Origin of the sequence: Acinetobacter sp. ME22, assembly GCF_022012315.1 — a bacterium.
Classification (GTDB): Bacteria; Pseudomonadota; Gammaproteobacteria; order Pseudomonadales; family Moraxellaceae; genus Acinetobacter; species Acinetobacter brisouii_A.
Genome location: NZ_JAKLTL010000011.1, coordinates 64,337 through 82,201, shown reverse-complemented (window position 1 = coordinate 82,201; position 17,865 = coordinate 64,337). Strand labels below are relative to the sequence as shown.

At 43.6% G+C, this 17,865-nt stretch carries 20 protein-coding genes and 2 tRNA genes; 10 read left to right on the top strand and 12 right to left on the bottom strand.

Features of this window, described 5'->3' with window-relative positions:
* Positions 1-52 precede the first annotated feature (52 nt).
* The 3 genes from omp33-36 (at position 53) to LVY74_RS14130 (ending at position 2,264) form a co-directional block, all read left to right on the top strand.
* Positions 53-937 (top strand): porin Omp33-36, encoded by an 885-nt coding sequence (gene omp33-36, locus LVY74_RS14140; RefSeq protein ID WP_237815583.1) that lies wholly within the window; start codon positions 53-55, stop codon positions 935-937.
* A gap of 218 nt (positions 938-1,155) precedes the next feature.
* Positions 1,156-1,530 carry a hypothetical protein gene (locus tag LVY74_RS14135; protein ID WP_237815582.1) on the top strand — a complete coding sequence of 125 codons (375 nt, stop codon included), beginning with the start codon at positions 1,156-1,158 and terminating at the stop codon, positions 1,528-1,530.
* Positions 1,531-1,625: 95 nt separating this feature from the next.
* Positions 1,626-2,264, top strand: coding sequence for a DedA family protein (locus tag LVY74_RS14130; RefSeq protein ID WP_237815581.1), 639 nt, complete (start codon positions 1,626-1,628; stop codon positions 2,262-2,264).
* A 50-nt stretch (positions 2,265-2,314) separates the two neighbouring features.
* Here LVY74_RS14130 and LVY74_RS14125 read toward each other — a convergent pair whose 3' ends face one another.
* The 4 genes from LVY74_RS14125 to LVY74_RS14110 all read right to left on the bottom strand — a co-directional run bounded on the left by LVY74_RS14125 (position 2,315) and on the right by LVY74_RS14110 (position 4,333).
* Positions 2,315-2,698 carry a hypothetical protein gene (locus tag LVY74_RS14125; RefSeq protein ID WP_237815580.1) on the bottom strand — a complete coding sequence of 128 codons (384 nt, stop codon included), beginning with the start codon at positions 2,696-2,698 and terminating at the stop codon, positions 2,315-2,317.
* Positions 2,699-2,706: 8 nt separating this feature from the next.
* Positions 2,707-3,543: a ParA family protein gene (locus LVY74_RS14120; protein WP_237815579.1), complete on the bottom strand. Its 837-nt coding sequence runs from the start codon at positions 3,541-3,543 to the stop codon at positions 2,707-2,709.
* 82 nt (positions 3,544-3,625) lie between these two features.
* Complete coding sequence (locus LVY74_RS14115; RefSeq protein WP_237815578.1) at positions 3,626-4,015, bottom strand: SirB2 family protein; 390 nt, start codon at positions 4,013-4,015, stop codon at positions 3,626-3,628.
* 9 nt (positions 4,016-4,024) lie between these two features.
* Positions 4,025-4,333, bottom strand: a complete 309-nt coding sequence (locus tag LVY74_RS14110) for a BolA family protein (RefSeq protein WP_237815577.1) — start codon at positions 4,331-4,333, stop codon at positions 4,025-4,027.
* 203 nt (positions 4,334-4,536) lie between these two features.
* Here LVY74_RS14110 and LVY74_RS14105 point away from each other — a divergent pair.
* The 7 genes from LVY74_RS14105 to LVY74_RS14075 all read left to right on the top strand — a co-directional run bounded on the left by LVY74_RS14105 (position 4,537) and on the right by LVY74_RS14075 (position 10,012).
* Positions 4,537-4,612 (top strand) — tRNA-Gly (locus LVY74_RS14105).
* A gap of 45 nt (positions 4,613-4,657) precedes the next feature.
* Positions 4,658-4,733, top strand: a tRNA-Gly gene (locus LVY74_RS14100).
* A gap of 329 nt (positions 4,734-5,062) precedes the next feature.
* A complete protein-coding gene (locus LVY74_RS14095; RefSeq protein ID WP_237815576.1) occupies positions 5,063-6,067 on the top strand; it encodes an ATP-grasp domain-containing protein in 1,005 nt (334 codons plus the stop codon).
* A 5-nt stretch (positions 6,068-6,072) separates the two neighbouring features.
* Complete coding sequence (locus tag LVY74_RS14090; RefSeq protein WP_237815575.1) at positions 6,073-7,194, top strand: phosphoribosyltransferase domain-containing protein; 1,122 nt, start codon at positions 6,073-6,075, stop codon at positions 7,192-7,194.
* The gene (locus LVY74_RS14085) at positions 7,184-7,966 is read left to right on the top strand and encodes an HAD hydrolase family protein (RefSeq protein WP_237815574.1); all 783 of its coding nucleotides are present in this window, start codon (positions 7,184-7,186) and stop codon (positions 7,964-7,966) included. Before LVY74_RS14090 ends, LVY74_RS14085 begins: the two co-directional genes overlap by 11 nt.
* Positions 7,959-9,086, top strand: coding sequence for a cysteine protease StiP domain-containing protein (locus LVY74_RS14080; RefSeq protein ID WP_237815573.1), 1,128 nt, complete (start codon positions 7,959-7,961; stop codon positions 9,084-9,086). The genes LVY74_RS14085 and LVY74_RS14080 overlap by 8 nt, the downstream gene beginning before the upstream one ends.
* Positions 9,083-10,012, top strand: coding sequence for an HpcH/HpaI aldolase/citrate lyase family protein (locus LVY74_RS14075; protein WP_237815572.1), 930 nt, complete (start codon positions 9,083-9,085; stop codon positions 10,010-10,012). Before LVY74_RS14080 ends, LVY74_RS14075 begins: the two co-directional genes overlap by 4 nt.
* A 59-nt stretch (positions 10,013-10,071) precedes the next feature.
* Here LVY74_RS14075 and LVY74_RS14070 read toward each other — a convergent pair whose 3' ends face one another.
* The 8 genes from LVY74_RS14070 to alr form a co-directional block, all read right to left on the bottom strand.
* Positions 10,072-10,656 (bottom strand): TerD family protein, encoded by a 585-nt coding sequence (locus tag LVY74_RS14070; protein ID WP_237815571.1) that lies wholly within the window; start codon positions 10,654-10,656, stop codon positions 10,072-10,074.
* An 18-nt stretch (positions 10,657-10,674) separates the two neighbouring features.
* Positions 10,675-11,388: a TIGR00266 family protein gene (locus LVY74_RS14065; protein WP_151709002.1), complete on the bottom strand. Its 714-nt coding sequence runs from the start codon at positions 11,386-11,388 to the stop codon at positions 10,675-10,677.
* Between the two features lie 12 nt (positions 11,389-11,400).
* Positions 11,401-12,684, bottom strand: coding sequence for a VWA domain-containing protein (locus LVY74_RS14060; protein ID WP_237815570.1), 1,284 nt, complete (start codon positions 12,682-12,684; stop codon positions 11,401-11,403).
* Between the two features lie 94 nt (positions 12,685-12,778).
* Complete coding sequence (locus LVY74_RS14055; protein ID WP_151777590.1) at positions 12,779-13,357, bottom strand: TerD family protein; 579 nt, start codon at positions 13,355-13,357, stop codon at positions 12,779-12,781.
* Between the two features lie 33 nt (positions 13,358-13,390).
* On the bottom strand, positions 13,391-14,470 hold the full coding sequence (locus LVY74_RS14050) for a DUF475 domain-containing protein (RefSeq protein ID WP_237815569.1): 1,080 nt from the start codon (positions 14,468-14,470) through the stop codon (positions 13,391-13,393).
* A gap of 13 nt (positions 14,471-14,483) precedes the next feature.
* Positions 14,484-15,059, bottom strand: a complete 576-nt coding sequence (locus LVY74_RS14045; RefSeq protein ID WP_237815568.1) for a TerD family protein — start codon at positions 15,057-15,059, stop codon at positions 14,484-14,486.
* Between the two features lie 23 nt (positions 15,060-15,082).
* On the bottom strand, positions 15,083-16,342 hold the full coding sequence (locus LVY74_RS14040; RefSeq protein WP_237815567.1) for a TerD family protein: 1,260 nt from the start codon (positions 16,340-16,342) through the stop codon (positions 15,083-15,085).
* Positions 16,343-16,583: 241 nt separating this feature from the next.
* The gene (alr, locus tag LVY74_RS14035; RefSeq protein WP_269091417.1) at positions 16,584-17,816 is read right to left on the bottom strand and encodes an alanine racemase; all 1,233 of its coding nucleotides are present in this window, start codon (positions 17,814-17,816) and stop codon (positions 16,584-16,586) included.
* Positions 17,817-17,865 lie beyond the last annotated feature (49 nt).

Genomic DNA, 17,865 nt, shown 5'->3' with positions numbered 1-17,865 from the left:
TTGTAACAATAGAATAACCTTCAGAATGAAACTAAACATACTGGAACTCAACATGAAAAAAATCGGTTTAGCCGCTGCGGTTCTACTCGCTATGACTGGCGCTCACGCGTACCAATTTGAAGTACAAGGTCAGTCTGAATATGTAAATACAACAGAAAATGACAAAAACTTCACTGGCGATCTTAAAGGTACTTATTACTTCAAAGATGTTGATGCATCTAAAGGACCTTTAGCTGAAGCTGCATTCTTGAACAAAGCATCTAACGTATCTTTAGCTTACCATTATGGTAAATACAATAGCTCAGAAGTTAACTTTCAAAATAATACTATGGGTGTAAAAGGTGAGGCATACTTCACGACTCCTTACACTGCATCAATTCCGTTATATACAAGTGCATCGTACAATCATACTAACAGAGACTATAAAAACGGCGATAGTGATGATAATGGCGACCGCTATGCATTAGAAGTTGGTGCAATGCCAACCGACAACTTCTTGCTTGCAGTAGGTTACACACGTACAAATACACTTGCACTCGATACTTCAGATGTCTTGAGCTACGGTATTGCAAAGGCATACGGTGAATCAGCATATAGCGATCATAAAGACTTTACGACTGCTCGTGCAAAATATGTAGGTGCAATTGACAATACAAATATGTCGATTGGCTTTGAAGCAAAAGGCATTTTCAACAGTGATCGTGGTGCTTATAGCTTAAAGACTGATTTGTTCTTGAACCCAGCATTAAGCGTTGGTGTTTCATTTGCTGATACTTCTAACCTTGATTCTGGTTTCGACCACGTTTGGGGTGCTGACGTAAATTACTTCGTCACTCCAGTAATTTCAGTTGGTGCTTCTTATGTGAAAGCAAATGCAACTGATGGCAATACTTTAGATACAGACACTGTTGGTCTAAATGCAAAAGCACGTTTCTAAGATTTAGAGATTTTCTCTAAACCAAAAAAGGACTCACTCGAGTCCTTTTTTATATCTGGTCAGTACCAAACTAAACGTCTAGTTAAAACAAACTTAAAAACTGCATTTTTTCACAACTCTAAAAAATTCGTTCACGTTTACCCTGTAAATCTTGAAATGATTTTCAACTTAAATTACTCAACACTAGAATTAAAACAACAAATGAAATAGGTGAACCAATGCGACTACCAAGTCTTATGATGATGATTGGATGCTGCGTACCGCTCATTGCCTGTGCTCAAACCAATCCGATTTTGAAAGGTCAAGACAACTGGATTGGCACTTGGCAAAGTCCTCATAGTGAAATCCAGATCCACCGCGATGGTCAATTGCAGTACCATGAAAGCCAGCATCAGGAACAACATACTGCGCATAGCCAATCTGAAAGTGAAGAACAATCAGAAATTAGCGCGCCTATTACTGTATTAGATCCCCACTATATTCAGGCAGGCAACCCTGATTTTGCTCATCGCTTTAAAATTGATAAAGCACCCTATTTGCTCAAAGGACACTGGCAAGCTGTGATTGATGGTCAACAATATACCAAAAAATAAAATGTGCTAAATCGTAACTTTGCATCGCTTGGTTACTGACATTCCATGTAGGGGCTGCTAGCATTTAATCCATATTTTTCTGCTGTCATTCCCTCATGGAACTTATCAATTTCATCCTACACATTGATCAACATCTACTTGAATTTATTAAACAATATGGTGTCTGGATTTATGCAATTCTGTTTTTGATCGTTTTTGTTGAAACAGGTCTTGTGGTTATGCCTTTCCTGCCTGGGGACAGTATGCTATTTGCAGCAGGTGCTTTAGCTGCATCGACAGGTCAAATGGATCCATGGTTATTAATTGCTTTACTGTTTACTGCCGCAGTCCTTGGCGATACGCTGAACTACCATATTGGGCGTTATATCGGCCCACGTGTTTTTGAAATGGATTCACGTTTTATTAAAAAAGAGCATCTGCTTAAAACTCACCAGTTCTTTGAAAAACATGGTGGAAAAACCATTATTATTGCACGCTTTATGCCTTTCATCCGAACCTTTGCTCCTTTTGTCGCAGGTGCAGGTCGCATGAGTTATAAACATTTTTTAGCATTCAATGTCATTGGTGGCTTTCTTTGGGTGGCTTCATTTATCACGGTAGGTTATTTCTTTGGCTCTCACCCTTTTGTAAAAGAGAATTTTAGCCATTTAATGCTCGGCATTATTGTTTTTAGTCTGCTACCTGCGGTCTTCGAATTTGTGCGTGCCAAACTCAAGGCTCGAAAACACCATTAAAATGCCATAGGCAAGTATTCAAAAGGTCGATGTTTCGACCTTTTTTATGCTCATGATTTTTTCACTGTCGTGATTGGACAGTTTTTCAAATGCGCAGCTTGTACAATCGCATCTTGCTCACCCAACAATTGCGCTGTTTCCGAACGCTTCGTATTGGAAGATTGACCCAGATTGAATGAAATTGTCGGGCCAAAGCCCCAGCCACCGCGACCAAATCCACCCCCTAAACCCAAGCCAATACCCACACCTGTACGCCTTGCAGGCGCTACCCCATGCTCAATATATTGTTGAATCCGATTATATTCACTCTGTAACTGCGTACAATTAAGCGCTTGATACTGAGTTGGTGAAATATAACTGGGTTGAATAGGTGTTGCGCAGCCTGTGAGTACTGCCGCAATCAGAACACTTGATACAATCGCCCAATATTTCATATTCTTCCTCAAGCTATTTTTTCAATTTCTGCAAATAGTGCGGCATAAGCTTGGCTCAGTTTATGCTCAGGCGCGAGATAAATTAAAGGTTTATTTTTATGATGTGATTCTTTCATGATCACCGAAGGCGGTAGCATATTGTTCAAGATCGGCAGACCTTGATCTTTGAGTTGCTGCACCACTTCACGTGGCAACTTTGCCTGAGCCTGAAACTGATTCACGACAATGCCTTCAATTTCTAAGCGCTGATTATGATCATCTTGCGTTTCTAGAATATTTTCAATGAGTGTTTGCAAGGCACGCTGAGAAAACACATCACAATCAAATGGAATCAGCACACGATCTGCCGAAATTAATGCCGATAAAGTAAAGAAATTAAATGCAGGGGGCGTGTCGATATAAATACGGTCATATTTACCCGAAAGTTCTGCAATTGCATCGCGTAATTTATAGATTTTATGTTTAGTTTCAAGACTATGCTCTAATGCTCCTAGACTTGGACTCGCCACAATGACATCGAGATTGTTAAATGGAGACTGATGTACATAAGCGTCCAAGCCTTGTGATTTAGATTTTAACAACGCTCCCAAAGTATTTCCGATTAGGCTTTTACCTGTTGCCCCCAAAACATCCTGATAAAAGCTCTCGATATTCGGTTCGAGTGCTTGTTGATGACCATTAAAATTGGCTGCATCCCCAAGTAAGTACTGGCTGGCATTGGATTGTGGATCAAGATCAATCACCAAGGTTTTAAAGCCTTGCTCAGCACTAATACTGGCAAGATTGACGGCAATACTAGATTTACCAACGCCACCTTTTTGATTAAAAATAACGCGTGTCAGCATAGTTTTATCCTAATTATTGTAATGGGTTGAATGCTCTAGTCTAACCTAGAGCTTTATGTCGATGCCTAAAGCTGTCCAACAATTATGAAAATACAGGTTTCAACTTGACCAAGACTAAAATAGCAACTAAAGCAATCCAAGCAATCACCATGCCTGCCCGACGCTGTGCCAATAAAATCCCTTCTTTACGGCGAAATGCTTTGATCAGTGAAGAAAACATCACCACAAACAAAATGGCTTTGGCGTAAAACCAAGGCTGCACCTGAAAATGCTTCATCCATAACAATGTACCGCCTGTCAGCAGCAGCAAAGTAAAGGTTGAATGTTGCAGTGCGATCACAAAGCGCGGCGTTTGTCCTGCGAGTTGTTCATTCTGCATACGAAACAAACGTAAGGAGCTTAAGGTCAACATCAGTAACAACAATAAAATGCCGATGCCATGCACAATCTTAAGTAACAAAAAAGTCGTCATGCAGCACCCTTAGCCTTTAGGTGCATGAGCACATTCGGGACTTGCAGGAGATTGCCCTTCCCACTCACTTGGCAAATAGGCATGAATGGCTAAAGCGTGAATGGCAGTCGGAGCAAGGAGTTCAGCAGCTAAGGCATAAATTTTTTGATGCCGCTGTACAGCACGCAGCCCTGTAAAAGCGTCACTGACCATCACCACTTTAAAATGTGATTCTTTACCAGGATAGTAACCACCATGCCCTGATGACTCATTAATGACATCCAAATGAGTCGGCTGGAGTTGCTGTAAACGTTCGATGAGTTGCTGCTCTAAAGTCATGAGAAACTGCCTGTCGTACCAAAAGATCTTTGTTTTGAGTATAGCAATTTTTCTTGGATTCACAGGGCTTTCTCATGGATGTATCACTTAGATTGATCTGTCGCTTTATTTTTTGAGAATTTTGCTTGTATTTTACTCAATTAATTCAATAAATTTTGAAAACTTATTGATTCTGAATCTACTTGATGTAATATATGCGTCACGCGGGAATAGCTCAGTTGGTAGAGCATAACCTTGCCAAGGTTGGGGTCGCGAGTTCGAGTCTCGTTTCCCGCTCCAGATTTGGTGTTTTAAGTGTAAGTTTTAGTAAAAACTGCTCAATATGCGGGAATAGCTCAGTTGGTAGAGCATAACCTTGCCAAGGTTGGGGTCGCGAGTTCGAGTCTCGTTTCCCGCTCCAAATTCAAAAGGCACTTATCGAAAGGTAAGTGCCTTTTTTCTTTTTGATTTATATATCAAATAAATCCCAGTTCATCAGCCATATTAAGCATTGATAAAAAGTGGTCACTTAAACGTTATTATCCTCATCATACAACTATACTCAAAACAATCTACCCTCACTTTTTCTTGTTAAAAAATCAATTTGCAATATCAATTCGCTATGCTTTGGTCAGAGATTTGCATACTAATTTTGAGCACTTTGAAGAATACGCTCACATTGAGCAATTATGCTTTATCAATCAGACCCAATATGCTATCCATACATAGCACCATACAGAACAATATCAGATGAAATACAACATATTAATTGCCGAAAGTTACTCCTGCCAACGCGACTTGATCCTAAATCTGATCAAGTCCTCACTCCGTCCTTATTTAAAAATTTATGCCTGTCATCGCCAGTGGCGTTCCGATATTCTCGATGTTGCCGATGAAAGCTTTTTAGCGCCTCAACATGATCCTATTCCATTTATTTTAAAATTTTGTCTAGAACATGAAATTTCACTGGTTTTCTGTGGCAAAAATACCAGCATTTTTGAGCAGCAACGTGCCTTATTTGAACAGCAAGGCATTATTCTGATTACAGGTGCAACACGGCCTGAAAGTATTGAACAGATTAGCAATAAAGCATTATTTACTGAGATGTGTGAGCAGCAGCATCTGCCTGTGACCCCTGCTGTAGCCGCTTATAATTATGCAGAGTTACAACACGGTATTACCGAGATGCAACAACGCTTTCCAGAGCAGGATGTCTGTGTCAAACCTATTTATGGTGTTTATGCCGAAGGCTTTTTTTGCCTAAAGCAAGATGCTGAATTGTTTACTCAATATAAATATCCCTTTGTAACCACCTTACGGCAATTCTGTGAAGCATATGCCGCGCTTGCTGTCCCTATTCCTTATTTGGTCATGCCATTTCTGGCAGGTGAAGAATGTTCAGTCGATATTGCCTGTAGTCAAGGTCAGGTTTTGGCTCATGCCACTCGCATTAAACGTACAGGTTATCAAGACATTACTGTAGATGGACCTTGTGATGATATTTGCCAGCGTTTGGTCACACTCTTTCAACTCGATGGTTTAATTAATATCCAATTGAAACAGAATGATCAACAGCAGTGGTTTATTTTAGAAATTAACTCACGTCCTGCAGGTGGTTTCGCCTACTCACGCCCAACAGGCTTGAATTTAATTGCAGAACTGATTTCTCATAAACTGAACTTGCCATTTCAACGGCAGATTGATCAACCCAATATTTCAGTTCGCCCTATTACAACCGTGATCGAAGGAAAATAATCACGATGCACCAAGTACAATTACAACGTGGTACTTTAACTGTCAGTCCTCTTCGCAGTCATGCCGATTGGCAACTGCACAGCCTGCTGGATTTTGCTGAACGCATTAACCCCAAGCGGGCATTTTTGTTTGTTTCTCGAGTCTTAGGAAAACACATTCCTGTAAAGCCGAACCAAATGCAAAAAAGTTATCAGGATTTAGCTGCACTTATTCCACCTGCGCCTCAGGCACCTGTCACCATGATTGCGATGGCAGAAACGGCGGTTGGACTTGGTGCAGGAATTTTCCGTGAATATCAAAAGCACTGCGCCAGTGCCTGCTTGTTTGCGACGACTACCCGTCATATCCAAAGTGACTTACCGATTTTTGGAGATTTTTTAGAAGAACATAGCCATGCGCAAGATCAACTGATTCATTCCAGTCACGATGCCGTCAAGCATCAGCATTTACTCAACACCAAAACCTTGATCGTGGTGGATGATGAAATTTCCACAGGCAAAACCATTGCCAACTTAGTCAGTAGTTTACAGGCTGCGGGTATGCAGCAGATTGAACAGGTGATCAGTATTTCTTTGGTGGACTGGACAGGCGATCAAGATATTCAGCAGATTGCCAACATTCCCAATCATTCCATTAGCCTGATGTCAGGATGTTGGGCATGGCAAGATGCACTTGACCCCAAAGCCGTCCACATGCCGAATGTGAATATTACTGCACAAGGTCAACATGCGGTGATTGCACCCAATACGTGGGGGCGTGAACCAACCTATCAACTTGGGCAGGCGTGGCACAGCTTACAGCCTCGTGCTACAGGAGAGAAAATTTTAGTGCTTGGCTCATGTGAATTTACGTGGATTCCATTCCTCATGGCAGAAGCACTCGAGCAGCAAGGCGCTGAGGTTTATTTCAGCTCCACTACTCGCTCCCCGATTGCAGAGGGTCATGCGATTCAGCAGCGTTTAGAGTTTCGTGACAACTATGGACTGAACATTCCCAACTTTAGCTATAACGTCGATGCTAGCGCCTATGACCGTGTGATTTTGGTGATTGAAACTGGGCATGAAAGTGTAGATCCAGCCTTGTTACAACAGATTCCAAATCTGGAGGTGGTCAGTTATGTTGCCTAAACAGCCGATTATTTTGGTCGATTTGGATGATACCTTGTTCCAGACGCATCGACGTCGCTCACCTGAACAGCATGACCGTGTCGCCAGTTTAGACCGACATGGCAAGCCTCTTGCATTTATGTCGGGTAAACAGCAACTCATGGTGGACTGGCTCATGGCACATAGCGAACTCATTGCCGTTACCGCACGTTCGGTTGAATCTCTGTTACGGGTACAAATGCCATTTCCACATGGAGCTATTTGCCTGAATGGTGGGGCGATTGTACTCAGCAATGGAGAAATTGATCGCCACTGGCAACAACAGCAGCGCAATGAACTGGCACATCTGCAAAACCGCATGCAACAGCTTTGTGATGAACTAGAACAGCATGCCGAAGGTTTGGGCACAGTCCGTACATGGACGGAGCAAGATGATCAGCACCATATTTATGTGGTGGCTAAGCAACATCACAGTGAAGCACCTTTTTTACATAGCTTGACCACTCGACTGCCTACCGAACTTTGGCAAGATTTTTATTTACATATCAATGGTCATAATCTCGCCATTATTCCCAAAACAGTATCGAAACGTCGCGCTGTAGAATACCTGTTACAACAGCTCGACCCTGAGGGGCAGCGTGTGTATTTGGGCTTTGGTGATAGCCTGTCCGATTTTGATTTCCTGCAACTTTGTGACTGGTTTGGTATGCCAAAAAACAGCCAGCTCAACCGCTTCACGCATCAGGCCTTGCAACAGGATTATCAACAAAAAGGATTTTTTGGTCATGACTAATGCTGCTACTGATCTCTCTCAAACACTCGGATTTTCAGGTTCATATCCTGCCCATGAAGTCCGCTTTCTGCTGAATATTTTGCAGATGCAGCCGACCAATATTGAGGAAAAAGAACAACTGATTCAATCGGGTAAGAAGCACTATTCCAGTATGCTCAGCGCCGAACATCCACCCTCTGCCACCCATTTGCAGCATTATGATTTAGCCATGCAACTCGGGGCGGCGCGTATGGCCAAAGAGGTGCAAAAACTGGGAAATCGGTTGCTTGAACTGTATGCCCCTGAGCCAATTGTCTTGGTGAGTTTGGTGCGTGCAGGTGTCCCTTTGGGTGTATTGCTGCGTGATTATTTGGCAGCACAAGTGCCTTGTTATCATTACGGAGTGAGCATCATCCGTGATCGTGGCATTGACCATGCCGCACTGGATCAAATCATTCGCCTGCATGGTGCTAAAAACATTGTATTTGTGGATGGTTGGACAGGTAAAGGCGCAATTACCCGTGAACTGAGCAGGAGTTTGCAGGACTATCCCGAGCTTTGGGATGCACAAAGTGGTTTACCGCGCTTACTGGTACTCAGCGATTTGGCAGGCTGTGCATGGTTAGCTGCCAGTCAGGATGACTGGCTGATTCCTTCAGGCGTACTGGGTTCAGTCATTTCAGGGCTGATTTCACGTAGTGTTTTGCCTGAACATGCACAGCAAGGCACATGGCATGGCTGTATTCAATACCACACACTTGCCGAACATGATCTGTCCAACTCATTTGTTCAGCAAATTCGTAGCCACATTCAACAACAGCCTGAGCAACAAAGCTGTCTGTGGGGCAATACTCAGCGTCAACAACAGCAACAGCAAAGCCAACAGACCATTGACTGGCTGATGCAGCATTATCGGGTTGAGCAGGTCAATCATATTAAACCAAGCATTGCAGAAGCGACACGTGCAGTATTAAGACGTGTGCCTGAACGGATTTTACTGAAAGATGCCGATCATCCATCGACCCAACTGTTACGCCATTTTGCCGAGCAACAGCAAGTTGCCATCGACGTGCTCGGTGAGCAGCTTGGCCCTTATCAAGCCGTGACTTTAATTAAAACCATGCCCAAGGATTGTTCATGATGAAACTACAACATGCGATTGAATTGGGTGCGACACTGTATGTGCCTGCGACCCACAACAAACTTTGGGAGATTGCACAAGGCATGCTCTATCCCGAACTGAAGTCGATGGTGATTTGTCTAGAAGATGCTGTTTTAGAACAGGACTTAGAACGTGCTCTGCTGAATCTGAAACAGTTTTTACTCAAGACCCAATTTGCCGATGTACAGCATCCTGTGCATGTATTCATTCGCCCACGCAATACTGAAATTGCGGAAAAAGTACTGGCATGGCAATTGAATCGCAGCTTTTGCGGTTTTGTACTGCCAAAATTTACCCTGCATACCGCACAGACTTGGCAGCAAATTTTACCTGCTGAGCTGCAATACATGCCAACCTTGGAAACTGCCGAATATTTCGATACAGGCTATTTACTCGAAACTAAACAGTATTTGCAGCAAGAGTTCGTACCTGTGCTGTGCTTAAGAATCGGGGCCAATGATCTGTTGTCCTGTTTGCATTTGCGCCGCCCAAAGCATGTCACAGTGTATGACACCCCGATTGCTCAACTGATGCAGCAGATTTTAGGCATGTTCATTCCCGCAGGCTTTCAGCTCAGTGCGCCTGTATTTGAACATATTGAACAACCTGAACTACTCGAAAAAGAACTGGAACTCGATACCTTGCATGGTTTACTAACCAAAACCGCAATTCATCCGACTCAGGTCAGTTTGATTCATCAAGCTTATCGGGTGCGGCATGATGAACTGGCAGATGCAGAGCAGATTTTGCAGCATGATGCCAAAAGTGTTTTTAAATCGAATGGCTCTATGCTCGAACCTGCCACCCATCGCAATTGGGCACAGCGTATTGTGCTGCGAGCACAGCACTATGGCGTGATTCCTGCGCCACATGAACCGACATTTGCCACACTGAAAATTATTTAATAGAAATAAAAAAAGCCTGAGTAATACTCAGGCTTTTTCAATGGTTTAGCTGCGAGTGCTTAGAGATAATTCACAATATGTGGCACGATCTCATGCAAGGTACGACCGTTACAGCTTTCACCGAGCGCCGACATTTTCCATGCACCGTCATGACGATACACTTTGGCAATAATCAGCGCGGTATAATTGCCTTTTGCAGATAAGTTATAGTGGGCAATTTGCTGATTGGTACTTTGATCGACCAGACGACAGAAAGCATTTTCTACTTTTTCAAAGGTTTGCCCACGGAAACTGCTGATCGTAAACACAATAGACTGTACATTGCTTGGCACTTGGCTCAAATCCACATGTACGACTTCATCATCGCCTTCACCTGCGCCTGTCAAGTTATCACCTGAATGCACAATGCTGCCATCACGACTACGTAATTGCCCAAAATAGACATTATCTAATTGTTTTTTATTGGCATCGAAAGTAATGACGGAAACATCGAGATCAATGCTTTTATTGCCACCACCAAACAGACCAAACATACCACCACTTTTAGCAACGTCCCAACCTGCACCTAAAAAGATTTTAGACAGGCTTGAACCATCTTGTTTCGCCAGTGAGATTTTCTGACCTTTAACCAAGCTAATGCTCATTTTATTTTTTCCTATTGTTTATCGTTGACCTAAATTGAGTACTGACGCCAACCAAGTAATATAACTGTTGCGATTTCTCGAACAAATGATGACTTTACCATAGCCTTGGAATTTCAAGACCATACCTTCGCCACTGGTGACACTATTTAACAAATTCCCCAACATGCCACGATTTCGGGAACTTGGCATGCCGATGTTATAACTGAGCGATGAATCCCATGCCACGACATGCCCATTATCAATCACAGTTTCGCCATTTTGTGAATTGACCTCGACTTCCATCAGCGTACCGCAACCTGAAATACACAGTTGCCCTTGCCCAGAAGTTTCCATCACCACAAAACCGCCATTGTCCCCAAACAGGCTACCCCCCAAATTGGTCTGGACTTTGGCTTTGACATTGACCTGTTCAGTCGATGCGACAAATGCCCCATCGGACAGTACATATTGCTGCTGACCGATATTTAAGATCTGCATGTCGCCATCAAGATTGGGCGAGAGTAAACATTCTCCTGCCCCAAATGAAGCTTTGATTTCTTGTTGAAATAACGATTCACCTGTAGTGAATTTACGTACAAAAGACTGGAATAAGCCGCCACGTAACTGACCGCCTAGTTCCAAATTGGATTCCATCATGACCATGGCATCCGATTCACAATAAACCTTTTCACCCTGACGCATTGACACATGTAAAAATGGTTCAGGGCTACCGACCAGATTAAATTCAGCCATGTTGAAATCCTCTTAATTTAAAATTTGTTTGGCTTTGGCTTGCTCGAGCCATTGTGGAAATTCTTGCAGCATCAGGTCATACAATTCTGACTCCGACAGGCTATCGAGTTGATCAATCGCAAAGAAATTGCAGTTGTCGACCACTCGATCGGTTAAGGTATCGAGCTTTTCTAAAATGCCATAGCCCCGTCCGCCTATCCCGATAAACTGCCAAAAGATTGGCTGATTGGAGTTTTCACGCAGTAAGCGCTTAATCTGTGCTGCACTACTGACGCCACCATCGGAAATGAACACGATATAAACAGGTAAGTCGCTCGGCTGTTCTTTGAGGAAATACTGCACCACGTCCTGCATCACCGCAGGCTCGTTGTTGATACATGCCCCTGCCTTCCATTTTTTATAACCGCCTTGTTCACGATTGATAAAATCGGAAAGATTGTGCAAGGACACATCACTTAAACGTAAAGGACGTTCAGCAAATGCCCAACATTCAAAATTGGCATCATCATCAAAGTTGATCGCCAATGGCATCACCCGATCTAACACACGTTGTACATCACCACGGCGATACTGACCGAGCATTGAACCTGAATAATCCAGTACCAACGCCACCCGTGCCTTTACCCCAATCAGTTGGTTTTTTTCCAGACTGATCAGGGATTTTTTGGTTAAATCCAACAAATGGGGAGCATCTGCCTGTACCTTATCCAAAATAGCTTTTTTGCGTAAATCGACTTTAGACACGGAGGTCGGCTCAACAGGACTTGACGCTGCACTCACTTCTGCACCAAAATGTTCAACCAGTGCCTGTAATCCCCCGCTAAAGCCTTGACCAATGGCAGCCAGACGCCATAAATCATTTTTAAAATAAATCTCTATCAGCATCAGCGCTTTTTCTTGACGAAAACTTGTTCCTAACAAGCGATAACTAGCGACCACTTCAGACTTGCTGTTGATTAGCTCCACCACACCACTTTGAATGTCTTGCATGCTGAGCTGTGGATTGTCCAATGTGGCACAAAACACCAAACGGGAAACGGTGTTGGGGTTGGTTTTTGCTAAATCGATTTGAAATTCATGAATGCTACCTGCTTGGCTATAACAAACCTCTTTGTTTGGCGAACTCGGTTGATTATAGAAAACCATGTAATCATCATGAATCAGTCGATCCTGCTGGTCTAAAGCAAAGCAAGACAGATCAAGATGGTGTGACGTGTTGAATTGAACGCGTATACGAAATTGCTGTTGTTCGAATAAATTTTTCAGCGGGAGCTTTTGCCCTGAGATGAGTTCCATGTGTATTGGTCTTGTCGATTAGCACTTGAAAAACTGCGGCTAGACAGCTTTTCAAGTGCTAAAAGATTACTCTTTTAGCACCGTGACGGGGTGGTTATACCGCTACGCCATAGCTCGCAGCCAATGCGCCCAAGCCACCATTGAAGCCCTGACCGACTGCTTTAAATTTCCACTCACCGTTGTGACGGTACAATTCACCAAAAATCATCGCAGTTTCTGTGCTGCCATCTTCTGACAAGTCAAAACGTGCCACTTCTTCATTGGCATTGTCTTTGTTAATGACGCGGATATAAGCGCGGTCGACCTGACCAAAGTTTTGACCGTTTTGTTGACCTTCGTGAATGTTCACCGCAAAAATCACTTTTGCCACATCCGCAGGCACTTTTGCCAAATCTACTGCAACGGTTTCATCATCACCATCACCCTCACCTGTACGGTTGTCACCTTTATGGGTCACTGAACCACAGTCTGACTGTTTTTGGTTAAAGAAAATGAAGTCGCTATCACGGCGCACTTTACCATTTTCACCCACAAGGAACGCAACCGCATCAAGGTCAAATGCCTTACCATCAGTTACGCGTGGGTTCCAACCTAAACCGAGGTCAACCAGATTCATGGTTGGTGCAGTTTTCGATAAGTTAATGTTGCCGCCTTTAGATAGGTTAATCGCCATGATTCAAATTTCCTTCTGCTGTATCAAATTAAATTACTGTTGTTTTTTACTATAAGAGATCGAAGATAAAACCGCCCAGACAATAAAGGCAATCCCGATCAAGCCTGTGACCACTTCAGGCACATGCACACCTGTACCACTTGCGAGCATAATGAATGCCAACGCACCAATCGCATAGTGTGCGCCATGCTCTAAGAATATATAGGCATCCAGCGTACCTTTTTCAACTAGGAAAACGGTCATAGATCGAACAAACATTGCACCGATGGCTAAACCGAGCATGATAATCACCACATCATTGGTAATTGCAAATGCGCCGATCACCCCGTCAAAACTAAATGAAGCATCTAAAACTTCCAAATACAAGAAGCCTCCAATACCCCCTTTGGCAACAGTTGCCACAGTGTCACCCACTGAAGTACCTTGTTGATTGTTCTCGGTTTCTTCATCTGAACTTTCGCTACCTTCGAGCAAGTGACCAATCACCTGTACCCCAACATAGACCACGATGCCCCAAATCCCTGACACGACCACAGCAAGTTTGGTGTCTACATCGACAAAGTGCGCCATCACCAACAAAGAAATCAGCGCCAAAAACACTGAAACTGCGGGAATACTCGCCAAATTCGCCAGTTTGGACTCAAGCCAATGAAACCAGTGTGAATCTTTTTCATCGTCAAATAGGAAGTTGAGGAACACCAACAGCAAGAACATGCCACCAAAAGCAGAAATCTCAGGATGATGAGCCATGAGTTTTTCTGAATAGCTTTTCGGGTCATTCAGTGCCAGTTGCGCGACATCGACAATGCTCATATCGGCGGTGACGCCCACAATCAACAACGGGAACAGTAAACGCATACCGAATACGGCAACGATAATCCCCACCGTTAAAAACAGGGTACGCCAGAAATGGTTCCATGTTTTGAGCACAGAAGCATTGACCACGGCATTGTCAAAAGACAATGACACTTCCATCACGGCGAGAATCCCCGTGATGGCTAATGCCTTGAACATGGTCATCAGTCCAGCTTCTGCACCATGAGTAAACCCCCAATACGCAGACAGTGCCAAACAGATAACGGTAAAAATAATCGAAAAACGAAAATGTTTCATTCAGCCTACTCAGTTAGATATTGATGCCATATTGATGGCACATCATGCGTAACCCGCCCGCATAGCCCTGTCCGACCGCACGGAATTTCCATTCACCGTTATGGCGGTACAATTCACCAAACACCATCGCGGTTTCAGTCGAGTAGTCTTCGTTTAAGTCAAAACGAACAATCTCATGTTGCGATGCATTGTTCACAATACGGATAAAGGCATTTTGCACCTGACCGAAGTTTTGGCGGCGCGCTTCAGCATCGTGAATGGTCACGGTAAAAATGATTTTGTTTACATCGGCAGGTAAACGGGTTAAATCAATTTTGAGGCTTTCATCATCGCCATCGCCCGCACCTGTACGGTTGTCGCCTGTGTGTTCGACTGAACCTTCAGGTGAACGCGGTTGGTTATAAAAGATAAAATCGTGTTCGCCACGTACTTTGTCGTTCGCACCCAATAAAAATGCCGAAGCATCCAAGTCAAAGTCCACGCCATCGGTTGCGCGTGCATCCCAGCCTAGACCCACAAGCACTTGGGTCAATGACGGATCAGTTTTGCTGAGTGAAAGATTGCCGCCTTTATTTAATGTAATTGCCATTTTATTGTTTCCTCTTATTTCAACTATTTACGCCCAACTGTCCATCTAAAGCCAAAGCCATAGAATTCGTCGAGCTTTTGCTGGTCATCAAAGTATTGCACTTGGCGGTTGGCCTGAATTTGCCCACCGACATTTTTTAATTCCACAATGGCACAGGTATTGAGGTAGCCGCCTTCATTGACAGGCACTTCAATCGGAGGCTGATTGGGAAGCTTCATGTTTACAATAGCATCGGTTGCCGCCCAGTTTGCTGCGCCTTCGTAAATATATGTATAAATAACAATACGTTTAATCTGATCCCAATGTTCGCCATTGATCCACAGATTTTCACCATTTAAAGCAGAGCCTGTGCGGTCATCGCCTTGCAACTCGGCATAAGGCGATTTTTCATAGCTGCCAAAACGGTTACCCAGTGCCTGAATAATATGAATCGCGCCGTTTTGCATCTCAATCATCGCACCCAAGTCCAGATCGACCGATTGCGAAGCACTGAGTTTACGGAAGAAACTCTTGCCGCGATCGCCCCCTGAGCGGTTCCAGTTCAGATTCACCTCAACCTTGCCAAATGAACCGTTGTGCTTGGTGAGGTTAATCGATGAATTGGGCTTGTCTAAACGAATCTTGGACAGATTGATCGAACTCGGTGGCGGTGTTGGTTGGGCACTTGGTGCTGCTGTGGTCGAACTAACAGGCTGACCAAAAATATTCTGATTGCTGCTTGGGTTTGAACTTGGTGGTGGTGCAGGTGCTGCCGATGGTTCAGCCACATCGACACCAAAATTTTCTGCCAGTGGTTTCAAGCCACCGTTAAAGCCCTGATCGACAAAACGATATTTCCAACGACCATTATGATTATAGACTTCCGCCAAGATCAGTGCCTTTTCAGTTTTGCTCTGAGTATTGATCTCGGATGTTGCAACCACATGACCATCGCTGAGTAAATCAATGCTGAGTTGCTGCACATCGCGAATATGTGCAGACTCGCTGAGCGTGGCACAAATCGCGATCTTACCAATCGCACTGTCGAGCAATGCAGTATTGATACGAATGCGAGTTACAACATCGGGTTTGCTCCCCACTTCAAACAATTGCACACTTTGATTTGGAGTTTGGGTTTGTCCATAGAAAATCATGTCGGCATCACCACGGACTTTTTGCGTGGTCTGTGCCAGCAAATAGGCGGTAATGTCTAGATCTATGGTTTGGGGAATACGCGCTCGAATTACAAGCTCGACTGACGGGGTCGCTAAAACCGTATTTGCACCTGCAATAAGCTGCTGCATGATACACCTTTAAAAATAGATTCGATTTGATGTCTAAAAATAATATTTTGGCTTTTCAATATAAATCTTTATAGAAAAACAATACTTTATATAGACTTTAATTATAAAGAACGATTTTATTTATATCACAGATTCAGGATCAATTCTCTCTATCATCTGCAATAAAAAATACACCCCCAAAGTTGACATAACTTTGAGGGTGTTGGGGGAGAAATATGTATTAAATTAATTCAATGTAGCATTAATAGCGAACCGCGACTTTCGGGTTGGAGTTCCCCCATATCGTGTAGACATCGGCAAGGAGCGCGCCGTTATATTCTTCAAGATCACTTTGCTTGACTTCGGCATTACCTTGTCGTCCGAACAGGATCACTTCATCTTCAGCACGAATATCTGGAAAATCTGTGACATCCACCATAGTGGTATTCATGGAGGTTCGTCCAACCACAGGCACTTTATGCCCACGAATCAACACATACGCCTTGTTACTAAAAGCACGGCGATAACCGTCCGAGTAACCTACAGGCAAGTTAGCCAAGTACGAGTCACGCTTTAAGGTATAAGTCTGGTCGTAACCCACCGTTGTGCCTTTGGCATAATGATTAACGGTTGCGACTTGGGTCTTGAAGGTCATGATTTTTTGGTATTCGGTGCGTTCAGGAATACTGTCGCCATACAGCACACCACCTGCCCGTACCATATCCAGATGTGACTCAGGCACAGTCAAGGTTGCAAAAGAATTGGCGGTGTGTAAAGTCAGGTGCTTACGGTCAAGCTTGGCAGTATGAATCAGCCAGTTGGTTTGTGCATTGAAAATCGCCAAATGTTCACGTACATAGTTTTGATCTTCCACTGCATAATGACTCATGATGCCGACCAGTTTTAAATGCGGCAATTTGGTCATGGCAAGTGCCTGTTTCTTGGCTTCAGGCATTTGCAAATCTAAACCGTTACGATCCATACCACCTGAGTTCAACGCCAAATGATAGGCTAAGGTCAGGTTTTGTTGCGTTGCCCATTGGGATAAACGCTGTGCCTGTTCAAAGTTCCCAAGTAACTCTTCAACATGCAGCGATGCGGCATTTTGAATTTCATGATCGGTAGCGGCACGCAAGCGCAAAATGCGTCCTGTATAACCACTTTGACGTACCACTGCGGCTTCGGCATTACTGGTAATTCCGACGCAAGGTACATTCAGTTTGATAATGCTCGGCATCAGTAAAGCAATGCCATGTCCATACGCATCGGCTTTCATTACTGCACAAATTTGGCTTTTGTCGTGTAACTGCTGCTGTAAAGTCTGAATATTTTGCTCAAAGGCCTGTACGTTAATTTCCACCCATGCATTGGCTTGTGGCGCGATGGTTTGCTGTGCAGAAATCTGATTGGTCAGCGGTAAGGCTGCGAGGACAGGTTGCAGGCTAGAACAGGCAAACCCAAGCATTAACGTCAGTTGTGCAATTTTTTTGTTCATGATGATGTTCCCGTAAATAATAAATATTTTTAATAGATTGATTTTGTTA